Origin of the sequence: Sphingomonas sp. BK235 (assembly GCF_004345855.1) — a bacterium.
Classification (GTDB): Bacteria; Pseudomonadota; Alphaproteobacteria; order Sphingomonadales; family Sphingomonadaceae; genus Sphingomonas.
The window spans coordinates 182,464-201,340 of sequence record NZ_SLXN01000004.1 but is presented as its reverse complement, the minus strand read 5'-3'; the positions used below and the strand labels follow the sequence as shown (position 1 = coordinate 201,340).

18 protein-coding genes and 1 tRNA gene are annotated in these 18,877 nt (G+C 72.5%); 11 read left to right on the top strand and 8 right to left on the bottom strand.

All coding sequences use genetic code 11. The features are described from left to right. Positions 1-143: 143 nt before the first annotated feature. The 4 genes from EV292_RS12780 to EV292_RS12765 all read left to right on the top strand — a co-directional run bounded on the left by EV292_RS12780 (position 144) and on the right by EV292_RS12765 (position 2,314). Entirely contained in the window at positions 144-722 is a 579-nt protein-coding gene (locus EV292_RS12780) for a nitroreductase (RefSeq protein WP_132909603.1), read from the top strand. A gap of 219 nt (positions 723-941) precedes the next feature. Then, positions 942-1,412 (top strand): MerC family mercury resistance protein, encoded by a 471-nt coding sequence (locus tag EV292_RS12775; protein ID WP_132909602.1) that lies wholly within the window; start codon positions 942-944, stop codon positions 1,410-1,412. 43 nt (positions 1,413-1,455) lie between these two features. Continuing rightward, positions 1,456-1,812 carry a GntR family transcriptional regulator gene (locus EV292_RS12770; RefSeq protein WP_132909601.1) on the top strand — a complete coding sequence of 119 codons (357 nt, stop codon included), beginning with the start codon at positions 1,456-1,458 and terminating at the stop codon, positions 1,810-1,812. Positions 1,813-1,828: 16 nt separating this feature from the next. Beyond that, the gene (locus EV292_RS12765; protein WP_132909600.1) at positions 1,829-2,314 is read left to right on the top strand and encodes a hypothetical protein; all 486 of its coding nucleotides are present in this window, start codon (positions 1,829-1,831) and stop codon (positions 2,312-2,314) included. Between the two features lie 450 nt (positions 2,315-2,764). Here EV292_RS12765 and EV292_RS12760 read toward each other — a convergent pair whose 3' ends face one another. Further along, the gene (locus EV292_RS12760) at positions 2,765-4,435 is read right to left on the bottom strand and encodes an acyl-CoA dehydrogenase (protein WP_132909599.1); all 1,671 of its coding nucleotides are present in this window, start codon (positions 4,433-4,435) and stop codon (positions 2,765-2,767) included. 36 nt (positions 4,436-4,471) lie between these two features. Here EV292_RS12760 and EV292_RS12755 point away from each other — a divergent pair, with 36 nt between their 5' ends. Then, complete coding sequence (locus EV292_RS12755) at positions 4,472-5,398, top strand: L-threonylcarbamoyladenylate synthase (protein ID WP_132909598.1); 927 nt, start codon at positions 4,472-4,474, stop codon at positions 5,396-5,398. Positions 5,399-6,071: 673 nt separating this feature from the next. On the opposite strand, the gene msrA is transcribed toward EV292_RS12755, so the two are convergent. Then, entirely contained in the window at positions 6,072-6,617 is a 546-nt protein-coding gene (gene msrA / locus EV292_RS12750) for a peptide-methionine (S)-S-oxide reductase MsrA (protein WP_132909597.1), read from the bottom strand. 68 nt (positions 6,618-6,685) lie between these two features. On the opposite strand from msrA, the gene galE reads away from it, so the two are divergent. Continuing rightward, entirely contained in the window at positions 6,686-7,696 is a 1,011-nt protein-coding gene (galE, locus tag EV292_RS12745; protein ID WP_132909596.1) for a UDP-glucose 4-epimerase GalE, read from the top strand. Next, the gene (locus EV292_RS12740; RefSeq protein ID WP_132909595.1) at positions 7,693-8,526 is read left to right on the top strand and encodes a CoA ester lyase; all 834 of its coding nucleotides are present in this window, start codon (positions 7,693-7,695) and stop codon (positions 8,524-8,526) included. Before galE ends, EV292_RS12740 begins: the two co-directional genes overlap by 4 nt. A gap of 515 nt (positions 8,527-9,041) precedes the next feature. Here EV292_RS12740 and EV292_RS12735 read toward each other — a convergent pair. Next, on the bottom strand, positions 9,042-9,749 hold the full coding sequence (locus EV292_RS12735; RefSeq protein WP_243693755.1) for a phosphatase PAP2 family protein: 708 nt from the start codon (positions 9,747-9,749) through the stop codon (positions 9,042-9,044). 131 nt (positions 9,750-9,880) lie between these two features. On the opposite strand from EV292_RS12735, the gene pcaF reads away from it, so the two are divergent. Then, positions 9,881-11,086, top strand: coding sequence for a 3-oxoadipyl-CoA thiolase (gene pcaF, locus EV292_RS12730; protein WP_132909594.1), 1,206 nt, complete (start codon positions 9,881-9,883; stop codon positions 11,084-11,086). Between the two features lie 62 nt (positions 11,087-11,148). On the opposite strand, the gene EV292_RS12725 is transcribed toward pcaF, so the two are convergent. The 4 genes from EV292_RS12725 to folK all read right to left on the bottom strand — a co-directional run bounded on the left by EV292_RS12725 (position 11,149) and on the right by folK (position 13,510). Then, positions 11,149-11,403 carry a hypothetical protein gene (locus EV292_RS12725; RefSeq protein ID WP_132909593.1) on the bottom strand — a complete coding sequence of 85 codons (255 nt, stop codon included), beginning with the start codon at positions 11,401-11,403 and terminating at the stop codon, positions 11,149-11,151. After that, positions 11,400-12,767, bottom strand: a complete 1,368-nt coding sequence (locus tag EV292_RS12720; protein WP_132909592.1) for a putative sulfate exporter family transporter — start codon at positions 12,765-12,767, stop codon at positions 11,400-11,402. Before EV292_RS12720 ends, EV292_RS12725 begins: the two co-directional genes overlap by 4 nt. A 163-nt stretch (positions 12,768-12,930) precedes the next feature. Further along, positions 12,931-13,006: transfer RNA gene (locus EV292_RS12715), tRNA-Lys, on the bottom strand. Next, a complete protein-coding gene (folK, locus tag EV292_RS12710) occupies positions 13,007-13,510 on the bottom strand; it encodes a 2-amino-4-hydroxy-6-hydroxymethyldihydropteridine diphosphokinase (protein WP_132909591.1) in 504 nt (167 codons plus the stop codon). A gap of 23 nt (positions 13,511-13,533) precedes the next feature. Between folK and EV292_RS12705 the strand changes: the two genes are divergently transcribed. Next, a complete protein-coding gene (locus EV292_RS12705) occupies positions 13,534-14,241 on the top strand; it encodes a uracil-DNA glycosylase (RefSeq protein ID WP_132909590.1) in 708 nt (235 codons plus the stop codon). 53 nt (positions 14,242-14,294) lie between these two features. On the opposite strand, the gene EV292_RS12700 is transcribed toward EV292_RS12705, so the two are convergent. Further along, positions 14,295-16,253, bottom strand: a complete 1,959-nt coding sequence (locus EV292_RS12700) for a ribonucleoside-diphosphate reductase subunit alpha (RefSeq protein ID WP_132909786.1) — start codon at positions 16,251-16,253, stop codon at positions 14,295-14,297. A gap of 540 nt (positions 16,254-16,793) precedes the next feature. Between EV292_RS12700 and EV292_RS12695 the strand changes: the two genes are divergently transcribed. Both EV292_RS12695 and EV292_RS12690 read left to right on the top strand, forming a co-directional pair. After that, positions 16,794-18,350 carry an HWE histidine kinase domain-containing protein gene (locus tag EV292_RS12695; protein ID WP_132909589.1) on the top strand — a complete coding sequence of 519 codons (1,557 nt, stop codon included), beginning with the start codon at positions 16,794-16,796 and terminating at the stop codon, positions 18,348-18,350. Beyond that, positions 18,347-18,709, top strand: coding sequence for a response regulator (locus EV292_RS12690; RefSeq protein WP_132909588.1), 363 nt, complete (start codon positions 18,347-18,349; stop codon positions 18,707-18,709). The genes EV292_RS12695 and EV292_RS12690 overlap by 4 nt, the downstream gene beginning before the upstream one ends. Positions 18,710-18,877 lie beyond the last annotated feature (168 nt).

Below are 18,877 nucleotides of genomic sequence, written 5' to 3'. Positions count from 1 at the left end.
GCGCGATCGAGGGAATGATGGGCAAGGAGAGCGGCTCCGGTGAGGGGCGCGGCGCGCGCGCGGGCGGCGCCGATGGTTGCGGCGGAGACTAGCGTCTCGCGCGCCGCTGTAAATATCTCCCGGGCGCGCTATCTGTCCCGGCGATGTTCAACGACCTCTCCTCGCCGCTCGCGCTGCTCGCCACGCGCCGCTCGGGCAAGCCGCGCGACCTCGTCGCGCCCGGGCCGACGCACGACCAGCTCGTCGCGATGATCCTGCTCGCCGGGCGCACCCCCGACCACGGCAAGCTGGCGCCGTGGCGCTTCGTGATCGTCCCCGACGCGCGGCGTGACGCGCTGGCGGCGCGGCTGGTCGAGGCCTATCGCGCCGAGCGGCCCGCCGCGGCGCGGCTCGAGTGCGAGGCGATCGACCAGTTCGCGCGTCAGGCGCCCGCTCTGGTGGTGGCGCTGTCGTCGCCGCGGCTGGAGAGCCATATTCCCTTGTGGGAGCAGGAGCTGTCCGCGGGGGCGGCGTGCATGAACCTGCTCCATGCGGCGCATGCGCACGGGTTCGCGGGGGGGTGGCTGACGGGCTGGCCCGCCTTCTCCGACGCGGTGCGCGACCTCTTCGGTGCCGCACCCGAGCGGATCGCGGGCTTCCTGTTCATCGGCACCCCCGGCCGCCCGCTCGAGGAACGACCCCGCCCCGATCCCGCGACGCTGTGGAGCGACTGGGCGGGGTAAGCGCGCGGGCAAGGGCGTGGTGCGAACCGGCGGGGCGCTGCCGCCTCGTCCGGGTGCGCGCCCGGCACCATGAGGGGCGGCCTGCCGCAGCGCAGCGGTCGCCCCGGAGGGTGACCACCGCCGGCGAGGCGGACGCGCTCGGCCGCGATCGCCTCGCTTGTCACGGATCAGCTCGCGTGCGATGATACAACATCACCTCCCTTGTGCGAGCCGATCGACGTGTTTAGCCCTAGCCGCTCTCCCACGCCGGCGCGTGACGCGCCGCGTGCATGGCTCGATCGCGCCGCGGTCGCCGCCTCGGCGCTGTGCCTCGTCCATTGTCTGCTGTTGCCGCTGCTGCTCGCCGCGCTGCCCGCGCTCGCCGCTGTCGTGACATTGCCCGAGCAACTCCACGTCATCGCCTTCGCCGTGGCGGTGCCGACCAGCACGGCGGCGATGGGGCTCGGCTGGCGACGCCACGCGCGCACCGCGCCCGCGCTGGTGGCGGCGGTCGCGCTGGCGCTGCTCGGCACTGGTGCGCTCGCGGTCGACTCACTCGGCGGCGACGCCTCGCTCGAGCGGTGGTTGACGAGCCTGGGGGGTGTGCTGCTCGCGGGCGCGCATCTCGCCAACGCACGGTTAGTGGCGAGATGCGGCTGCCCCGCCGCGCCGTGCTGCCGCAATGACGCGAGTCTTCGTCCGCGCGCGTAGCAAGCGGACTCGACAGCGCGGCCCCCTAGTGTATTATATCAGCATGGCAGCGCTGAGCAGCGACGACTCGCCGGTCTATCTCCGGCTACGCGGCACGATCGCCGCGGCGATCCTGCGCGGCGACTATGCCGCGGGCGACCAGCTCCCCTCGGTGCGCGCGCTCGCCGCCGAGCATGGCGCCAACCCGCTCACCGTCGCCAAGGCCTATCAGAGCTTCCAGGACGACGGCTATGTCGAGGTGCGCCGCGGCGTCGGCATGTTCGTGCTGGCGGGGGCGGCGGAGCGGCTGCGCCGCGCCGAGCGCGAGGATTTCGTCGCGCACCAATGGCCGCGTATCCGCGAGCGGATCGACCTGCTCGGGCTCGACGCGACCGACCTGCTCGAACGAGTCGACGGCTGAGGCGTTGTCGGGCGTGATGCGACGCCTGATCTCCCTCGCGGCCTTTGCCGCGCTCGCCGCCTGCCAGCAGCAGCCCGACCAGCCCGGCAACGCCGCGCCCGCCGCGACGCCCAGCGCGTCGCCCAGCGCCGCCGCCACGCCGGTCGCGGCGCTGGCGCGCTACGTCGGCCATTATCCGACCGACGCGGTCGCGGGGGGCGGCAGCTTCCTGGCCGACCCGGCGGTGCGCGCGGCGGTGGCGGCGGCGGTGCCCGACGAAGCGGTGCGCGCGCGCGTGCTCGGCCGCGACGTCACCGCCACGCCGATCGCCGAGGTCGAGGGGCGGGTGCTCTCCTACGGCTGCGAGCCGCACAATTGCGGGCCGCACAATTGGGCGATCGCGCTGGCGCCCGACGGCGGCTCGGGCGCGGTCTGCTACTATGACGAGGACCGCAAGGTGGCGCGCTGGTACCCCGAGGGCGCGGGGCCGAACCCGGCGAGCGGGTGCCCGTCGGGGGAGTGAGCGGGCCGCCTGTCGCTAAGTTGCTCCGCGTGAACGACGTTCGAAGCCGCACGACGGCGACCCGCGTGCCCCGGCGCAGGCCGGGGCCCAGGTGGGAAGACCGGGGTGAGTCTCACCGGCGCCTACCCAACTGGGCCCCGGCCTTCGCCGGGGAACGCGGTTGAGGTCGGCGCGTGAGCTCTCCCCATACCGCCCCGACGGGCGCCCGCGTGCAGCTGGTAAACGGGGGTGAGTCTCACCGGCGTCCCCCACTGGGCCCCGGCCTGCGCCGGGGCACTCGGACGAGGTCGGCGCGTGCGTTTCTCCCATACCGCCCCGGCGGACGCCGGGGCCCAGGTGGGGGACGGTCGTGGCTCCCACGTCGGCTTTCCCAACTGGACCCCGGCGTGCGCCGGGGTGGCGCTAGGAGGAGGCGGAGCACTCCTCCCCACCACACGCCCTCGGCCTCCTCTAGAATGCCCCCGCCGGTAGCGCGTACAGCACCTCCGCGCTCGCGCTCGCCGCGGCCTCCAGCCCCAGCGCCTCGGGCACGATCTGGTCGAGGTAGAAGGCGCAGGCCGCGCGCTTCACCGCGTCGGCCGCGGGCACCGCCGCCTGACGCTCCATCAGCCAGCCGCACGCCGCCACCGACAGCATCGTCAGGAAGGGATAGCTCGCCGCCTGGCGGTCGTCCGCGCTCGCCCCCTGCAACCGCCGCCCGACCGTCTCGCAGGCGTCGACCAGCCGCACCAGCGCGGGGTGGCGCGCGTCGCGGCGGAGGTCCGCGATCAGGTCGGCGAAGGCGCCGCCGTTGGCGAGCGACAGCTTGCGCCCGACCAGATCCGCCGCCTGGATCCCGTTGGTCCCCTCGTAGATCGGGGTGATCCGCGCGTCGCGGAAGAATTGCGCCGCGCCGGTCTCCTCGACATAGCCCATCCCGCCGTGCACCTGCACGCCGAGGCTGGCCACCTCGTTGCCGAGATCGGTGGCATGCGCCTTGGCGAGCGGGGTCATCATCTCGAGCCGCTCGCGCGCCTTGGCGTCGCCCAGCGTGGCGCGGTCGACCTGGCCGCAGGCGTAATAGACCAGAGCGCGCGCCGCCATCGTCTGCGCCTTCATCCGCAGCAGCATGCGGCGCACGTCGGCGTGCTCGACGATCGCCGCGGGGGCGCCGTCGCGCGCGCCCTGGACGCGCTCGCGCGCATAGGCCGCCGCCTTCTGCGTCGCGCCCTCGGCGACCTGCACGCCCTGAACGCCGACGTTGAGGCGCGCGTTGTTCATCATCGTGAACATCGCGCGCATGCCGCCGAACTCGGGGCCGATCAGCTCGCCGACGCAGTCGCCGTTGTCGCCGAACGACAGCACGCAGGTGGGCGAGGCGTGGAGCCCCAGCTTGTGCTCGATCGACACCGCGCGCACGTCGTTGGGCGTGCCGTCGAGCCGCACCTTGGGCACGAGGAACAGCGAGATGCCGCGCGTACCCGCCGGCGCGTCCGGCGTGCGCGCGAGCACGAGATGGACGATATTGTCGGCGAGGTCGTGGTCGCCGAAGCTGATGAAGATCTTGGTGCCGCTGATCAGGTACGTGCCATCCTCACGCGGTGTCGCGGTGGTGCGCAGCGCGCCGACGTCGCTGCCCGCCTGCGGCTCGGTGAGGTTCATCGTGCCGGTCCATTCGCCACTGGCGAGCCGGGGCAGGTAGGTCGCCTGCTGCTCGGGCGTGCCGTGGTGCGCCAGCGCCTCGATCGCGCCGACGGTGAGGATCGGCGCGAGCGCGAACCCCATGTTGGCGGTGCCGAGCGTCTCCAGCACCGCGGCCTGGACGACGAAGGGCAGGCCCTGCCCGCCCCAGCGCTCGTCGACGCCGATCGTGCCCCAGCCGCCCGCGACATAGGCCTGGTAGGCGGCGCGGAAGCCCTCGGGCATGACCACGCCCTCCGGGGTCCAGCGCGCGCCGATGCGGTCGCCCGCGGTGGCGAGCGGCGCCCATTCGCCCTCCGCGAAGGCGCCGATCCCCTCCAGCACCGCCTCGACCGTGTCCGCGCTGGCGGCGGCGAAGCGCTCGTGCCCCGCGATCTCGTCCAGTCCGACGACGTGATCGAGGACGAAGCGCTGGTCGGCGATGGCGGGCACGAAGGTCATTTCTCTCTCCTGTGCGCCCTCGCTATACCCGCCGCGATGAGCGCTCAACTCCCCGAGATCCGACGCTACGGCACGGCCGCGGTCGCGGCGGCGGCGGCGGCGATCCGCGCCGGCGGGATCGTCGCGGTGCCGACCGAGACGGTCTACGGCCTCGCCGCCGACGCGCGTGATTCGGCCGCCGTGGCGCGGATCTACGCCGCGAAAGGGCGGCCCAGCTTCAACCCTTTGATCGTCCACGTGCTCGACCTCGCCGCGGCGGAGGCGCTGGCGCTGTTCGACGACGACGCGCGGGAGCTGGCGGCGCGCTTCTGGCCGGGTCCGCTGACCTTGGTGCTGCCTTTGCAGGAGGGGGCGGGGGTGGCGTCGCTCGTCACCGCGGGGCTCGACACGATCGCGTTGCGCGTGCCGGCGCACCGCGCCATGCGCGCGCTGCTGGCGGCGAGCGGCGCGCCGCTGGCGGCCCCTTCGGCCAACGCGAGCAACGCGATCAGCCCGACCCGCGCCGAGCATGTCGCGGCGAGTCTCGGCGCTTCGGTGCCGCTGATCCTCGACGACGGCGCGACCGCGGCGGGGGTGGAGTCGACGATCGTAGCGGGGCGGACGATCCTGCGCCCCGGCCCGGTCACCGCGGAGATGCTGCGCGCGGTGTTGCCGGTCGTGCCGGGGGCGACCGCGCATGTCAGCGCGCCGGGGCAGCTCGCGAGCCACTATGCGCCGCGCAAGCCGCTGCGGCTGGAGGCGGTGGCCGCAGAGGCGGACGAGTGGCTGATCGGCTATGGCGCGGTGGCGGGCGACGACACCTTGTCGGCGGCGGGCGACCCGGTCGAGGCGGCGGCGCGGCTGTTCGATGCGCTCCACCGCGCCGACGCGAGCGCGCGCGCACGGATCGCGGTGGCGCCGGTGCCGGAGGCGGGCGTGGGCGTGGCGATCAACGACCGGCTGCGCCGCGCGGCGCAGCGGTAGGCGGCGGCGCCGCGTTTCTGCGCCCGCAGGGCCCCAGGGCTGCGAGCGGATCGCGTGTCACCTTGGGCTCCTGCGTGCGCAGGAGCACGGGGCGCGCGAGCGGAGATGTCGCGCCACGCCCGTCGCCTCCGTCATCCCGGACTTGTTCCGGGATCCAGCGTGCCGCGTACTCAGGAGGCGTTGCTCACGCGGACGAGTGGATCCCGGAACAAGTCCGGGATGACGGGGAGGGGTATGATGGAGTGCCCAGACCGGCTCCAGGCGCGAGGCTAGGATGACGTGATGCGCGTGACGAAGCCCCCCACACCCGCTCCGTCATCCCGGACTTGTTCCGGAATCCAGCGTGCCGCGTACTCAGGAGGCGTTGCTCACGCGGACGAGTGGATCCCGGACCAAGTCCGGGATGACGGGGCAGGATGGAGTGCCCAGACCGGCTCCAGGCGCGAGGCTAGGATGACGTGATGCGCGTGACGAAGCCCCCCACACCCGCTCCGTCATCCCGGACCTGTTCCGGGATCCAGCGTGCCGCGTACTCAGGAGGCGTTGCTCACGCGGAACAGTGGATCCCGGAACAAGTCCGGGATGACGGATGAAACGGGGGAAGGGCGCGGCCATCAGATCGGCGACCGGCGCATCCGACGGCCTCCTCAACCCGGGGCCAGCGCCCCCTCGCTCACGCCGCCGGCGCGCTCGCCCTGCTGCGCGCGGCGAAGCTCTTGCGCAGCTTCTGCAGCTTGGGCGGGATCACCGCCATGCAATAGGGGTTCGACCGGCCCGAGGTCTCCCAATAATCCTGGTGATAGCCCTCCGCCGGATACCAGTCGCCGAACGCCTCGATCGTTGTCACGATCTTGCCCGGCACCTCCTCCTGCGCGCGCGCGATCGCCTGATTTGCCTGTTCCTCCTGCATCACCGTCTCGGGGAAGATCGCCGAGCGGTACTGCGTGCCGACGTCATTGCCCTGCCGGTTGAGCTGGGTCGGGTCGTGCGTCGCGAAGAAGATGTCGAGCAGGTCGGCGTAGCTCACCTGCGCGGGATCGAAGCCGACGCGGATCGCCTCGGCGTGCCCGGTGTCGCCGCCGCACACCTGCTTGTAGGTCGGGTTGGGGACATGGCCGCCGATATAGCCGCTCTCGACGCTCTCGACTCCGATCACGTCCTTGAACACCGCCTCGGTGCACCAGAAGCAGCCACCCGCCAGCGTCGCATATTCCGTCATCAGAAGCGTCTCCTTTTGCGTGTCATGTAGGAAGCCGCTAGGCGGCGGCAACGGCAACGGAGACAGGCATGACGCAGGACGCGACGCTCGACGGCAAGGTGATGGTGACCGGCGGCGCCGGCTATATCGGCAGCCACGCCGTGCTCGCGCTGCTCGACGCGGGCTATGACGTCGTCGTCATCGACAATCTCGTCACCGGCTTCGACTGGGCGGTCGACCCGCGCGCCGCCTTCGTCAACGTCGCGGTCGAGGACGCGCGCGTCCGCGACGTGATCCGCGAGCACAAGGTCCGCGCGATCATGCATTTCGCCGGCTCGGTCGTGGTGCCCGAGTCGGTCAGCGACCCGCTCAAATATTACCGCAACAACACCGCGGCGACGCGCAGCCTGATCGAGAGCGCGGTGGCCGAGGGCGTGCCGCACTTCATCTTCTCGTCGACCGCGGCAACCTATGGCACGCCCGAGCGCGTCCCCGTCGCCGAGGACGACCCCAAGGTGCCGATCAACCCCTACGGCATGTCCAAGCTGATGACCGAGCATATGCTCAAGGACGTCTCGGCGGCGCACCCGATGAACCACTGCTGCCTGCGCTATTTCAACGTCGCCGGCGCGGACCCGCAGGGGCGTAGCGGCCAGTCGACCGTCGGCGCGACCCACCTGATCAAGATCGCGGTCGAGGCGGCGACGGGCAAGCGCGCCGCGGTGTCGGTCTATGGCACCGACTTTCCGACCAGCGACGGCACCGGGGTGCGCGACTATATCCACGTCAGCGACCTCGCCGAGGCGCATGTCGCCGCGCTCGCGCTGCTGGTCGACCGGCCGGGCGAGAGCCACACGCTCAACTGCGGCTATGGCCGCGGCTTCTCGGTGCTGGAGGTGCTCGACGCGGTGGACCGCGTCACCAACCATCCGATCGAGCGCCGCCTCGAAGGCCGCCGCGCGGGCGATCCGGCCGAGCTGGTCGCGGACAATGCCGCGATCCTGCGCACGATCGACTGGGCGCCGCGGCGCGACGACCTGGAAGGGATCGTCCGCGACGCGCTGGCGTGGGAGCGGCAGCTGGCCGAACGCGCGCGGTGACGTGGCGCTCGCTCCTGTTCGTGCCGGGCGACCGCCCGGATCGGATGGAGAAAGCGCTCGGGCTCGGCGCCGACGCGCTGATCCTCGACCTGGAGGATGCGGTCGCGCCCGCCGCCAAGCCGGCCGCGCGCGACGCGGTGCGCGCGCTGGTGGAGCGGGCGCCGGTTGGACCGGCGCTGCTGGTGCGGGTCAACCCGGTCGGGACCGAGGCGTTCGCCGCGGACGTCGCCGCGCTGGCGGGCGCGCCGCTGACCGGCGTGGTGCTGCCCAAGGCGGAGGGTCGCGCCACCGTGGCCGCGCTGCGCGCGGCGCTGCCGGGCGACTATGCGGTGCTGCCGATCGCGACCGAGACGCCGCGCGCGGTCTTCACGCTGGGCGACTATGACGGCGCGGGGCTGGCGGGGCTGACCTGGGGCGCCGAGGACCTGCCCGCGGCGATCGGCGCGCTGTCGTCGCGCGAGGCGGACGGCGGCTACACCGACCCGTACAAGGTGGTGCGCTCGCTTGCATTGTTCGCCGCGCACGCCGCCGGGGTCGCCGCGATCGAGACGGTCTATCCCGACTTCCGCGACCTCGACGGGCTCGCTGCTTATGCCGCGCGCGGCAGGCGCGACGGCTTCACCGGCATGATGGCGATCCATCCCGCGCAGGTGGCGGTGATCAACGCCGCGTTCACCCCGGGGGAGGCGGAGCTCGCGGCGGCGCGGCGCGTGGTCGCGCTGTTCGAGGCGAACCCGGGCGCGGGCGCGCTCCAGCTCGACGGCCGCATGGTCGACGCGCCGCACCTCGCCGCGGCACGACGGCTGCTCGCGACGGCACGCGCGGACTGATACGTCGCTGGCCCTCATCTGAGCCGTTATGCTCCCGTGCAGGCGAGACCTTTGCGAAAGTGACGCATCTTTCCATCTTCCGTCATCCCGGACCCTTCGACAAGCTCAGGAGAGCCTTGTTCCGGGATCCACGGGTCCAGACCCAAAAAGGTTCATTGTCGCGGAAGCGGCTTGCCCCGTCATCCCGGGCTTGACCCGGGATCCATGGCGCCGCGAGAGCCGTCCGCGTTGCTCTCGCGGCGCCATGGATCCCGGCGCGAGGCCGGGATGACGGTGATGAAAGACTAAGCCGCCTTTTGGGTCCGGACCAACCGTCCCGCGAACTCATGGCGAGTTGCGTTCGCGGTGGAGTGGATCCCGGAACAAGGCTCTCCTGAGCTTGTCGAAGGGTCCGGGATGACGAGGGGGTTCGCAAAGGTCTCGCGCATGCAGGAGCCCAAGGCCATGTCCGTCACGCTTGCGGCCCTGGGCCCCGGCCTTCGCCGGAGCACGAGAACACGTCGGTAGATCAACGGCTACCCCGCCAGCGAGCGCCGCAGCGTCGCGCCCAGCCACCACCACAAGGCCGCCCATCCGGTGCCCGCGCACCAGCCCGCCAGCACGTCCGACGGCCAGTGCACGCCGAGGTACACGCGGCTCACTCCGATCGCCCCGGTCAGCAGGATCGCGACCACGAAGATGTAGCTGCGCACCGCACGCCCGTGCGCCACCTGCGCCACCAGCCCGGCCAGCGTGAGATACACCAACGCGCTGTTGGTGGCGTGCCCGCTCGGGAAGCTCAGCCCGGTGACCTGGACGAGATGGTCGACCAGCTCGGGCCGCGGCCGGCCGACCCAGTGTTTCGCCTGCGCCGCGATGATCGAGCCGCTGATCGTCGCCGCCGCGACCAGGGTTGCGGTGAGCCACAGCCGCCGCACCAGCAGCAGCCCGATCGTCCCCGCCACCACCAGCGTCAGCACCGTGCCGCTGCCCAGCGCGGTGATGTCGACCAGCGCGGCGTGGAGCCAGCGAGGGCCGATCGGCTGCGCCAGGTCGCCCGGCACGCGCAGCGCGAGCATGATCGCGCGGTCCCAGCCCAGCGGCGCGCCCCCGCCGACCAGCAGCGCGAGCAGCGCCACCCCGATCAGCCCGGCGAGGCCGAGCGCGATCCACAGCACGGGCGGGGCGGGCGGGGAGTCGCGCGGTTCCTCGGCGGGCACGGCGCGGTCGAGCATGGTCTGCATCGGGGCATAACCCGCGCGGGCGCGTCCGGCTCCCAGCCACCAACGCCGCGCCGCCTGATCGCCTCGTCTCGCTGCGCCCGGCGCCGAACGTCCCCTTGCGGCCACACCGGGCAGGTCGCAGGATCGCGCGCATGACAGAGGCTTTCCTGTGCGACGCGGTGCGTACCCCGATCGGCCGCTACGGCGGCGCGCTGGCGGCGGTGCGTGCCGACGATCTCGGCGCGGTGCCGCTGCGCGCGCTTCTGGCGCGCCAGCCCGGGCTCGATCCCGCCGCGATCGAGGACGTGTTCTACGGCTGCGCCAACCAGGCCGGCGAGGACAATCGCAACGTCGCGCGGATGAGCCTGTTGCTCGCGGGGCTTCCCGCCCGCGTCCCCGGGGTGACGCTCAACCGGCTGTGCGCCTCGGGGCTGGAGGCGGTGGGCGCCGCCGCGCGCGCGATCCGTGCCGGCGAGATGGCGCTCGCGATCGCGGGCGGGGTGGAGAGCATGACGCGCGCGCCCTTCGTGCTGGGCAAGGCGGAGCGCGGTTATGATCGCGCGCCGCGGCTGGAAGACACGACGATGGGCTGGCGCTTCGTCAACCCCGCGCTCGAGGCGGTCTATGGCAGCGAGACGATGCCGCGCACCGGCGAGAATGTCGCCGCCGCGCATGGCGTGTCGCGCGCCGATCAGGATGCCTTCGCGCTGCGCAGCCAGCAGCGCGCCGCGGCGGCGCAACGTGCCGGCTATCACGCCGCCGAGATCGTGGCGGTGACGGTGCCCGGCGCGGCGCGCGGCGAGACGGCGGCGGTGTCCGTGGACGAGCATCCGCGCGCCACCTCGCTCGACCAGCTCGCGCGGCTGCGCCCGCTGTTCGGGGCGGAGGGGACGGTGACCGCGGGCAACGCCTCGGGGATCAACGACGGCGCCGCGGCGATGCTGGTGGCGAGCGAGGCGGCGGCGCGCGCGCACGGCCTTACCCCGCGCGCGCGCATCCTCGGCATGGCGAGTGCGGGGGTGGAGCCGCGCGTGATGGGCATCGGCCCCGTGCCCGCGACGCGCGCGCTGCTCGCGCGGCTGGGGCTGTCGATCGACCGGTTCGACGCGATCGAGCTCAACGAGGCGTTCGCGAGCCAGAGCCTCGCGGTGCTGCGCGCGCTGGGGCTGCGCGACGACGCGCCGCACGTCAACGCCAATGGCGGCGCGATCGCGCTGGGACACCCGCTCGGCATGTCGGGTGCGCGGCTGGCGATGACGCTGGTCCACCAGCTCGAGCGCAGCGGCGGGCGGCTCGGCCTGGCGACGCTGTGCGTCGGCGTCGGCATGGGGGTGGCGCTCGCGGTGGAGCGCGTCTGAGCGACCGCGCGCGCCGGGCGGGTGGCTGGTGCGGCGTCGCATGCGCCGCGCGACCGCGGCGATCAGCCGGGCGGCGCCGCTTTGCCCGGGCGCGCGGCGCCTCCGCCCGGCACGGGGGCGGTCGCGGCAAGCTGGCGCGGCACGAGGTCGTCGCAGCGCCCGGCCTGCGCCACGATCAGATCGTGGTGCCGGCACAGGCCGTCATCGCCGCGGACCGAGGCGTCGGCCGAGGACAGGGTCGCCCAGCCGGCGATCGCGGCCTCGAGGCGGCGGCTTCGCCCCTCGAAATGGCCGCAGCCGCCGCAGCGCGCGGTCATGACCCCAGCCGCGCCCAATGGTCGCGCAGCAGCCAGATCGACAGCGCCGCGCCGAGCGCGAGGTTGACCGCGACGCCGATGGTGAAGGCACCGAACGGCCGCGGCCCCGCGCGCGCCAGGTCGCGCAGCCGCGTCGTCAGCCCGATGCTGAGGAAGCACAGGATGAAAGCCCAGGTCCGCAGGTCGCGGATCGGGCCGACCAGGTCGGGCGCGACGACCCGGTTGTACTCGGCGAGCGAATAGCCCGCGGTGAAGAAGGAGATGATCGCCGAGGCGATGAGGAAGCCGAAGACGAACTTGGGGAAGCGGATCCAGATCTCGCGCGGGTCGGGCCGCGCGCTGCCCGGCCGCGCCTCCCAGCGCGTGGTGGCGACGATCGCGAGCGCCACCGCCCAGATGCCGATCCACATGTCGCGGCCCACCACCTTGACGAGCGTGAAGGCCTGGAGCGCCTGCTCGGTCGTGCCCGCGACCGCGCCGGTGCGCTCGGCCAGCCCGCCATAGGCCTGCGCCGCCGCGATCCCGGCGGCGTCGGCGAACTCGGACGTGCCGATCCATGCGCCCGCCACCCCGGTCGGCAGGCCCAGCGCCCAGGCGACCGCGGGCAGCGCGAAGATCATCGCGATCGCCCACAGGATCACGAGCGTGATCGTGATCGCGACATGCTCGCGCTTCGCGTTGACCGCCCCCGCCACCGCGATCGCGGCAGAGACGCCGCAGACCGCGCCGCCGACCCCCAAGGTCGCCGCGAACCGCCGGTCCAGCCCGAGCCGCACCGCCGCCACGTAGATCGCGCCGAAGGTGGCGAGCGACACGATCGAGGCCTGCGCCAGCGCGACCGGTCCCGCTAGTGCGATCAGCGACAGCGGCAGGGTCGCGCCGAGCAGGACGATGCCGGTCTTGACGTAGAGCTCGCCGCGCAGCCCCGCGGCGAGCCAGTCGGGCAGGGTCACCGTGTTGGCGACGACCAGCCCGAGCAGCAGCGCCAGCAGCGGCGGCTCCAGGTTGAAGGCGGTTGACCCCTGCCACTGGCCCGCGACGAAGATCAGCGTCGCGGCGGCGAAGACGATCGCGAAGCCCGGCACGAAGGCGGCGACGCGCTGCCCGACCGACCGCAGCGCCAGCGCGAACACCGCCAGCCAGAAGCCGAGCAGCGCGAGATAGCGCGGCCAGTCGGCGGCGAGGCGCGCGAGCAGCGCGTCCGGCGCGGTCCAGCGCGGCGGCACCACCGCCAGCCAGCGCAGGCTCGATCCGTTGGCGAAGGCGAGGCACGCCGCGGCGACGATCGACAGGCCGATCCAGACCGCCCACCAATCCTCCTTGCGCCATAGCTCGCGCCATCCGCGCGTCTGTTCCGTCGACATGCCTGTCTCCCCGACTCTCGGGTCAGCATAGGGTCGGCCGCGCCGTCAGCGCCAGCGTCTCCGCGCGGCAGGGCGCCGCGGACGCCTCGCTCGCCCCGGCGGAGCGCGCGCGTCGGCGGCGATGGCGGCTTGGGCCGCAGCGCGGGCGGTGCGGGGACCAGCGTGGTGGGTCCGCCGGGGCTCGAACCCGGGACCTCTCGATTAAAAGTCGCTTGCTCTACCGACTGAGCTACGGACCCTCACGCGATGCGCGCCGGCCTAGGCACCGCGCGCGGCTTGGTCAACCGGGCATGGAGCTGGCGCAGCGTATGCCCCGTGCGCGGGTCGCGCCAGCGCGGCGCCAGCGCGACCAGCGGCGCCAGCACGAAGGCGCGCGAGCGATAGGCGCGGTGCGGGATCGACAGCCGCGGCGATTCCCACCGCCCGCCCGACCACAGGATCACGTCGAGATCGATCACGCGCGCGCCCCAGCGTCGCCCGCGCCGCCGGCCGAAGTGGCGCTCGATCGCCTTGAGGCGCGCCAGCAGCGCCTCGGGCGGCGCGTCGGTCTCGATCAGCGCGGCGGCATTGGCGAAGGTGCGCGTCGAGGGGCCGAGCGGCGCGCTCGCCACGATCGGCGCGGCGCGCCCGCCCAGCTCGGCCAGCGCCGCCGCCACCTCGGCGCGCGGGCCGCCGTGGCGTCCGCGGCGATTGCCGCCGACGCCGATGAGATAAAGGTGTCGTCCGTGACTTGAGCCTAGCATCGTCGCACGCCTATCGCACCCCGATGGACTTCGCACCCTCACCGCTCCCGGCGACCGAGCCGCCGCGCGACTGCCCGCGCTGTCCGCGGCTGGTGGCGTTGCGCGAGCGGTTGCGCGCCGAACAGCCCGGCTGGTGGAACGCGCCCGTGCCCGCGCTCGGCGACGCCGCGGCCTGGCTCGGGGTGGTCGGGCTCGCGCCCGGCAAGCACGGCGCCAATCGCACCGGCCGCGCCTTCACCGGCGACGGCGCGGGTACGCTGCTGTTCGAGACGATGGCCCGGCACGGGCTCGCCACCCTGAACGAGACCTCGGCAACGACAGAAGGAGAGGCCGCGGGCGGGACGACGGGCGAGGCGCGTGGCGGGGCGGGGGCGACACCGGTGGGCGCGATCATCCTCAACGCGGTGCGCTGCGTCCCGCCCGAGAACAAGCCCACGCCCGAGGAGGTGCGCCACTGCCGCGGCTTCCTGTCGGCGCAGGTGGCGGCGCTGCCGCACGCGCGCGTCTTCGTCGCGCTGGGGCAGGTGGCGCATCAGTCGATCGTCAAGGCGCTGGGCGGCAAGCTGCCCAAGGCGCGCTTCGCGCATCTGGCCGAGCATCGCATGCCCGACGGCCGGATCGTGATCGATAGCTATCATTGCTCCCGCTACAACCAGAACACCGGGCGGCTCACCCCCGCGATGCTCGACGCGGTGTTCGCGCGCGCGGTCGCGCTGCGCGATCGCGGCTGAGCGGGACGCTCGTCGCGCCGGAGCGCGCGCGCCGGAGCGCGCGCGCTGTCCTGTCACTGGCAGGCGAGGCACTCGTCATAGTCGGTGCTCTCGGCGAGCGAGAATTGCGGCTTGTCGAGCGTGTTGTCCGCCTCGACCCCGCCCTGGCCCTCCGCGCCCGCGAAACCGGCGCGCTGCACCGACTTGGAGCGGAGGTAATAGAGCGACTTGATCCCCAGCTCCCACGCCCGGAAGTGAAGCATCAAGAGGTCCCACTTCTCCACGTCCGCCGGGATGAACAGGTTGAGCGACTGCGCCTGGTCGATATAGGGCGTGCGGTCGCCGGCGAGCTCGAGCAGCCAGCGCTGGTCGATCTCGAACGACGTCTTGTAGCAGTCCTTCTCCTCCTGGCTGAGGAAGTCGAGGTGCTGCACCGAGCCGCCATGCTCGAGGATCGAGTTCCACACCGCGTCCGAGTTCTTGCTCTTCTCGGTGAGCAGCTTCTCGAGATACGGGTTCTTCACCGCGAAGCTGCCCGACAGCGTCTTGTGCGTGTAGATGTTGGCCGGGATCGGCTCGATGCAGGCGCTGGTGCCGCCGCAGATGATCGAGATCGACGCGGTCGGCGCGATCGCCATCTTGCACGAGAAACGCTCCATCACCCCCATGTCGGCGGCGTCGGGGCACGGCCCGCGCTCGTGCGCGAGCACCATCGAGGCCTCGTTCACCTGCGCGTTGATCTGGCGGAACATCTTGAGGTTCCAGCTCTTCGCCATCGCCCCCTCGAACGGCAGCCCGCGCTGCTGGAGGAAGGAGTGGAAGCCCATCACGCCCAGCCCGACCGAGCGCTCGCGCCCGGCCGAATAGGCCGCGCGCTCCATCCCCGGTTCGTGCCGGTCGATGTAATCCTGCAGCACGTTGTCGAGGAAGCGCATCACGTCCTCGACGAAGCCCTTCTCGTCCTTCCACTCGTCCCACGTCTCGAGGTTGAGCGAGGAGAGGCAGCACACCGCGGTGCGGTCGTTGCCGAGATGGTCGCGGCCGGTCGGCAGCGTGATCTCGCTGCACAGGTTCGAGGTCGAGACCTTGAGCCCGAGGTCGCGGTGATGCTTGGGCATGGTCGAGTTCACATGGTCGGCGAAGACGATGTACGGCTCGCCCGTGGCCAGCCGGGTCTCCACCAGCTTCTGGAACAGCGCGCGCGCGTCCACCGTGCCGCGCACCGAGCCGTCCTTGGGGCTCTTGAGCTGCCACTCGGCGCCGTCGCGCACCGCCGCCATGAAGGCATCGGGGATCAGCACGCCGTGGTGCAGGTTGAGCGCCTTGCGGTTGAAGTCGCCCGAGGGTTTGCGGATCTCGAGGAACTCCTCAATCTCGGGGTGCGAGATGTCGAGGTAGCAGGCGGCCGAGCCGCGCCGCAGCGAGCCCTGGCTGATCGCCAGCGTCAGCGAGTCCATCACGCGCACGAAGGGGATGATGCCGCTGGTCTTGCCGTTGAGCCCGACCGGCTCGCCGATGCCGCGGACATTGCCCCAATAGGTGCCGATCCCGCCGCCGCGCGAGGCGAGCCAGACGTTCTCGTTCCAGGTCTGCACGATGCCGTCGAGGCTGTCGGGCACCGAGTTGAGGTAGCAGCTGATCGGCAGCCCGCGCCCGGTGCCGCCGTTGGACAGGACCGGCGTGGCGGGCATGAACCACAGCTTGGAGATATAATCGTACAGCCGCTGCGCGTGCGCGGCGTCGTCGGCATAGGCCGAGGCGACGCGGACGAACAGGTCCTGGAAGCTCTCGCCGGGCAGCAGGTAGCGGTCCTTGAGCGTCTCCTTGCCGAAGTCGGTCAGCAGCGCGTCGCGCCCGTGATCGACCTCGACCGGATAGGGCCGCGCGCGCGCGCCGTGCTTGGCGATGGTGTCGCTGCCGGGCGTGTCGCTGCCGGGCTGCGCCTCGCGGGTCGCCTGCGCCTCGCTGGTCGCGGTCGCCGTGTCGATCGTCTCGGTGGTCATCGCCGCACCGTCCGTTCCTCTGAAATCCATCGCCATGCCGCTCCCGCTCCTGGCCCTCGTCCCCGAATCGAGGCAGCGCCCGATCCTAACCGACCCCGAACCCGTTGAGAACAAAAAGAGACCATCGACCTCGCGGCGATCGTCGCGCGGCGCCTACCCGATATGGGGATCGCCGCGTTCTTCTACTACCATTGGGGTCCGTGTGTCGTCCGTACCTCTACAGATTGTGGCAGATCGCGCTGGTCGGCAAGACGGTAAAAGCGACCGGGGGCGGACCTAAGCAGCGAGCGGGGCCTGCCGCGCCGCGGCGACGCGCGGACTTGCGCGGCCTTCCGCGATTGCAAGAGAACGGGCGGCGAACGAAAATTTTTTGATCGGACGGCCGTTCCTGCCCCGATCGGACGGGGGGCGCACCAGCCTGTCCCACTTCGGGATCGAGCGCGTGAAGGGGCGCGGCACCACGGTGCGGTCTGCAAGTTTATCCAATTCATTCTGCCGATATTTCGGCAGCTTACGCTGGTTCGACGCCGCGCGAGAGACGGTGGCGGGGGCGTGTGGAGGCCGAAGGGGATGCCTGCTGACGGATCGCCGCTGGACGCGTTTCCCGCGTCGGCGCGCGCGCCCGACGCCGCGCTTCACCAGCATGAGATGCTCGCCGCCTTCGCCGAGCTCGCGATCCTGTCCGAGGACATCGACCGGCTGTTGCAGGAAGCCTGCGATTACGTCCGCCGCGCGGTCGGCGCCGACATCGTGCTGCTGTACCGCCAGACCCCCGACGGCCGCTCGGTCGAGGTGCGCGCGGGCGCGGGGATCGCGCCGACGCTGATCGGCGCGCGGCTGACGCGGCGCAACGACCAGTCGCTCGAGAGCCGGCTGCTGCGCGACGGTGAGCCCGTGATCGTCCCCGACGCGCGCGACGAGCCGCGGCTCGAGACGCGCGGGCTGCTCCGCAGCTTCGAGCAGCGCGGGCTGGCGCTGATCCCGCTGCGCGACGGGCCGGGGACGCCGATGCTCGGCCTGCTCCACATCAGCACGCGAGAGTCGCGCGACTTCTCCGCCGAGTTCGCCTTCCTGCGGATCTACGCCAGCCTGGTCGCCGCGAGCATGTTGCGGATCGAGGCGCTGCGCCGCCGCCAGGACGAGCGCGCCGCGCGCGAGCGCAGCGAATGGCAGCTGCGGCTGGTGCTGGAGGGTATTCCCCAGCTCGTCTGGTGCGCCGAACCGGGCGCGCAATGGCGCTGGATGGGGCCGCAATGGACCGAGGTGACCGGGCGCGATCCCGACTCGAGCCTCGGTCGCGGCTGGCTCGAAGCGGTCCACCCCGACGACGCCGCGGCGGTGGAGCAGGCGTGGGGATCGGCCGAGGCGCGCGGCATCTTCGAGGTGGAATGCCGCATCTGGCACCAGCACGACGGCCGCTATCGCTGGTATCAGGGCCGCGCCTTGCCCACCGCCTCGACGCTGGGTGACCAGACCTGGGTCGGCACCTTCACCGACGTGGAGGACCTGCGCGCGCTCGAGGCGCGCCAGGCGGTGCTGGTCGCCGAGCTGCAGCATCGCACGCGCAACCTGCTCGCGGTGGTGGAGGGGATCGCGGTGCAGACGATGGCGGCGACCGAGTCGCTCGACGCCTTCGCCGCCAGCTTCCACGATCGCCTCCAGGCGCTGGCGCGCGCGCAGCAGCTGCTCGCGGGGGCGAGCGGCGAGGCGATCACGATCCGCCAGTTGCTCGAGACCGAGCGCGACGCGCTGGGCATGGCGCGCGGCGACGCGTTGATCGCGCTGAATGGGCCCGACGTGCTGCTGCCCAGCACGATGGTGCAGACGCTCGCGCTGGTGATCCACGAACTGGGGACCAACTCGCGCAAATATGGCGTGATCGCGCGCGGGGAGGGGCGGATCGCGATCGACTGGCGCGTCAGCGGCAGCGGCGCGGGGCGCGCGCTCGACCTCGACTGGGTCGAGACGGGCGACTTCGCCGCGCCCGCGGCGGGGCAGCGTCGCGGCTTCGGTCGCGAGTTGATCGAGCGCGCGCTGCCGTTCCAGCTCGGCGCGTCGAGCGATTATTCGATCACCGCGGGGGCGGTGCGGTGCCGGCTCCACGTCCCGCTGGACGCGGCGACGTGACCGCGCCGCTCGCCGGCCGCCGCTTCCTCGTCGCCGAGGACGAATTCTACGTCGCGGTGCGGCTGGAGCGCGCGCTGTGCGACGCCGGCGCGGCGGTGGTGCTGTTCGCCAGCCTCGCCCCCGCGCTGGCGCATGCGGCGGACGGCGCGCCGCTCGACGCCGCGCTGCTCGACATCAACCTGCGCGGCGAGCTGAGCTTCCCGCTCGCCGATGCGCTGGCGGCGCGGGGGGTGCCGGTGGTGTTCCTGAGCGGCTATGACGCCGAGACGATCCCGCCGCCCTATCGCGAGGTCGCGCGCTTGCAGAAGCCGGTGACGCTGACGCGGCTGATCGCCGAGCTGGAGCGGCTGCTGGGCTAGAGCCCGGTCCGCCTCGCTCGAACCGTGCTGCGGCAACCGCCCGGGCACGCGGCTGGTTCGTATCAGACGGATCACACCTCGGCGCGAAGCGGCGGTCCCGTGCGCCGCATTCGCCGCGTGCGCGGCGGGAAAAGCTGAGCTACGGCAATTCTTTCCTATTGCCAAAGG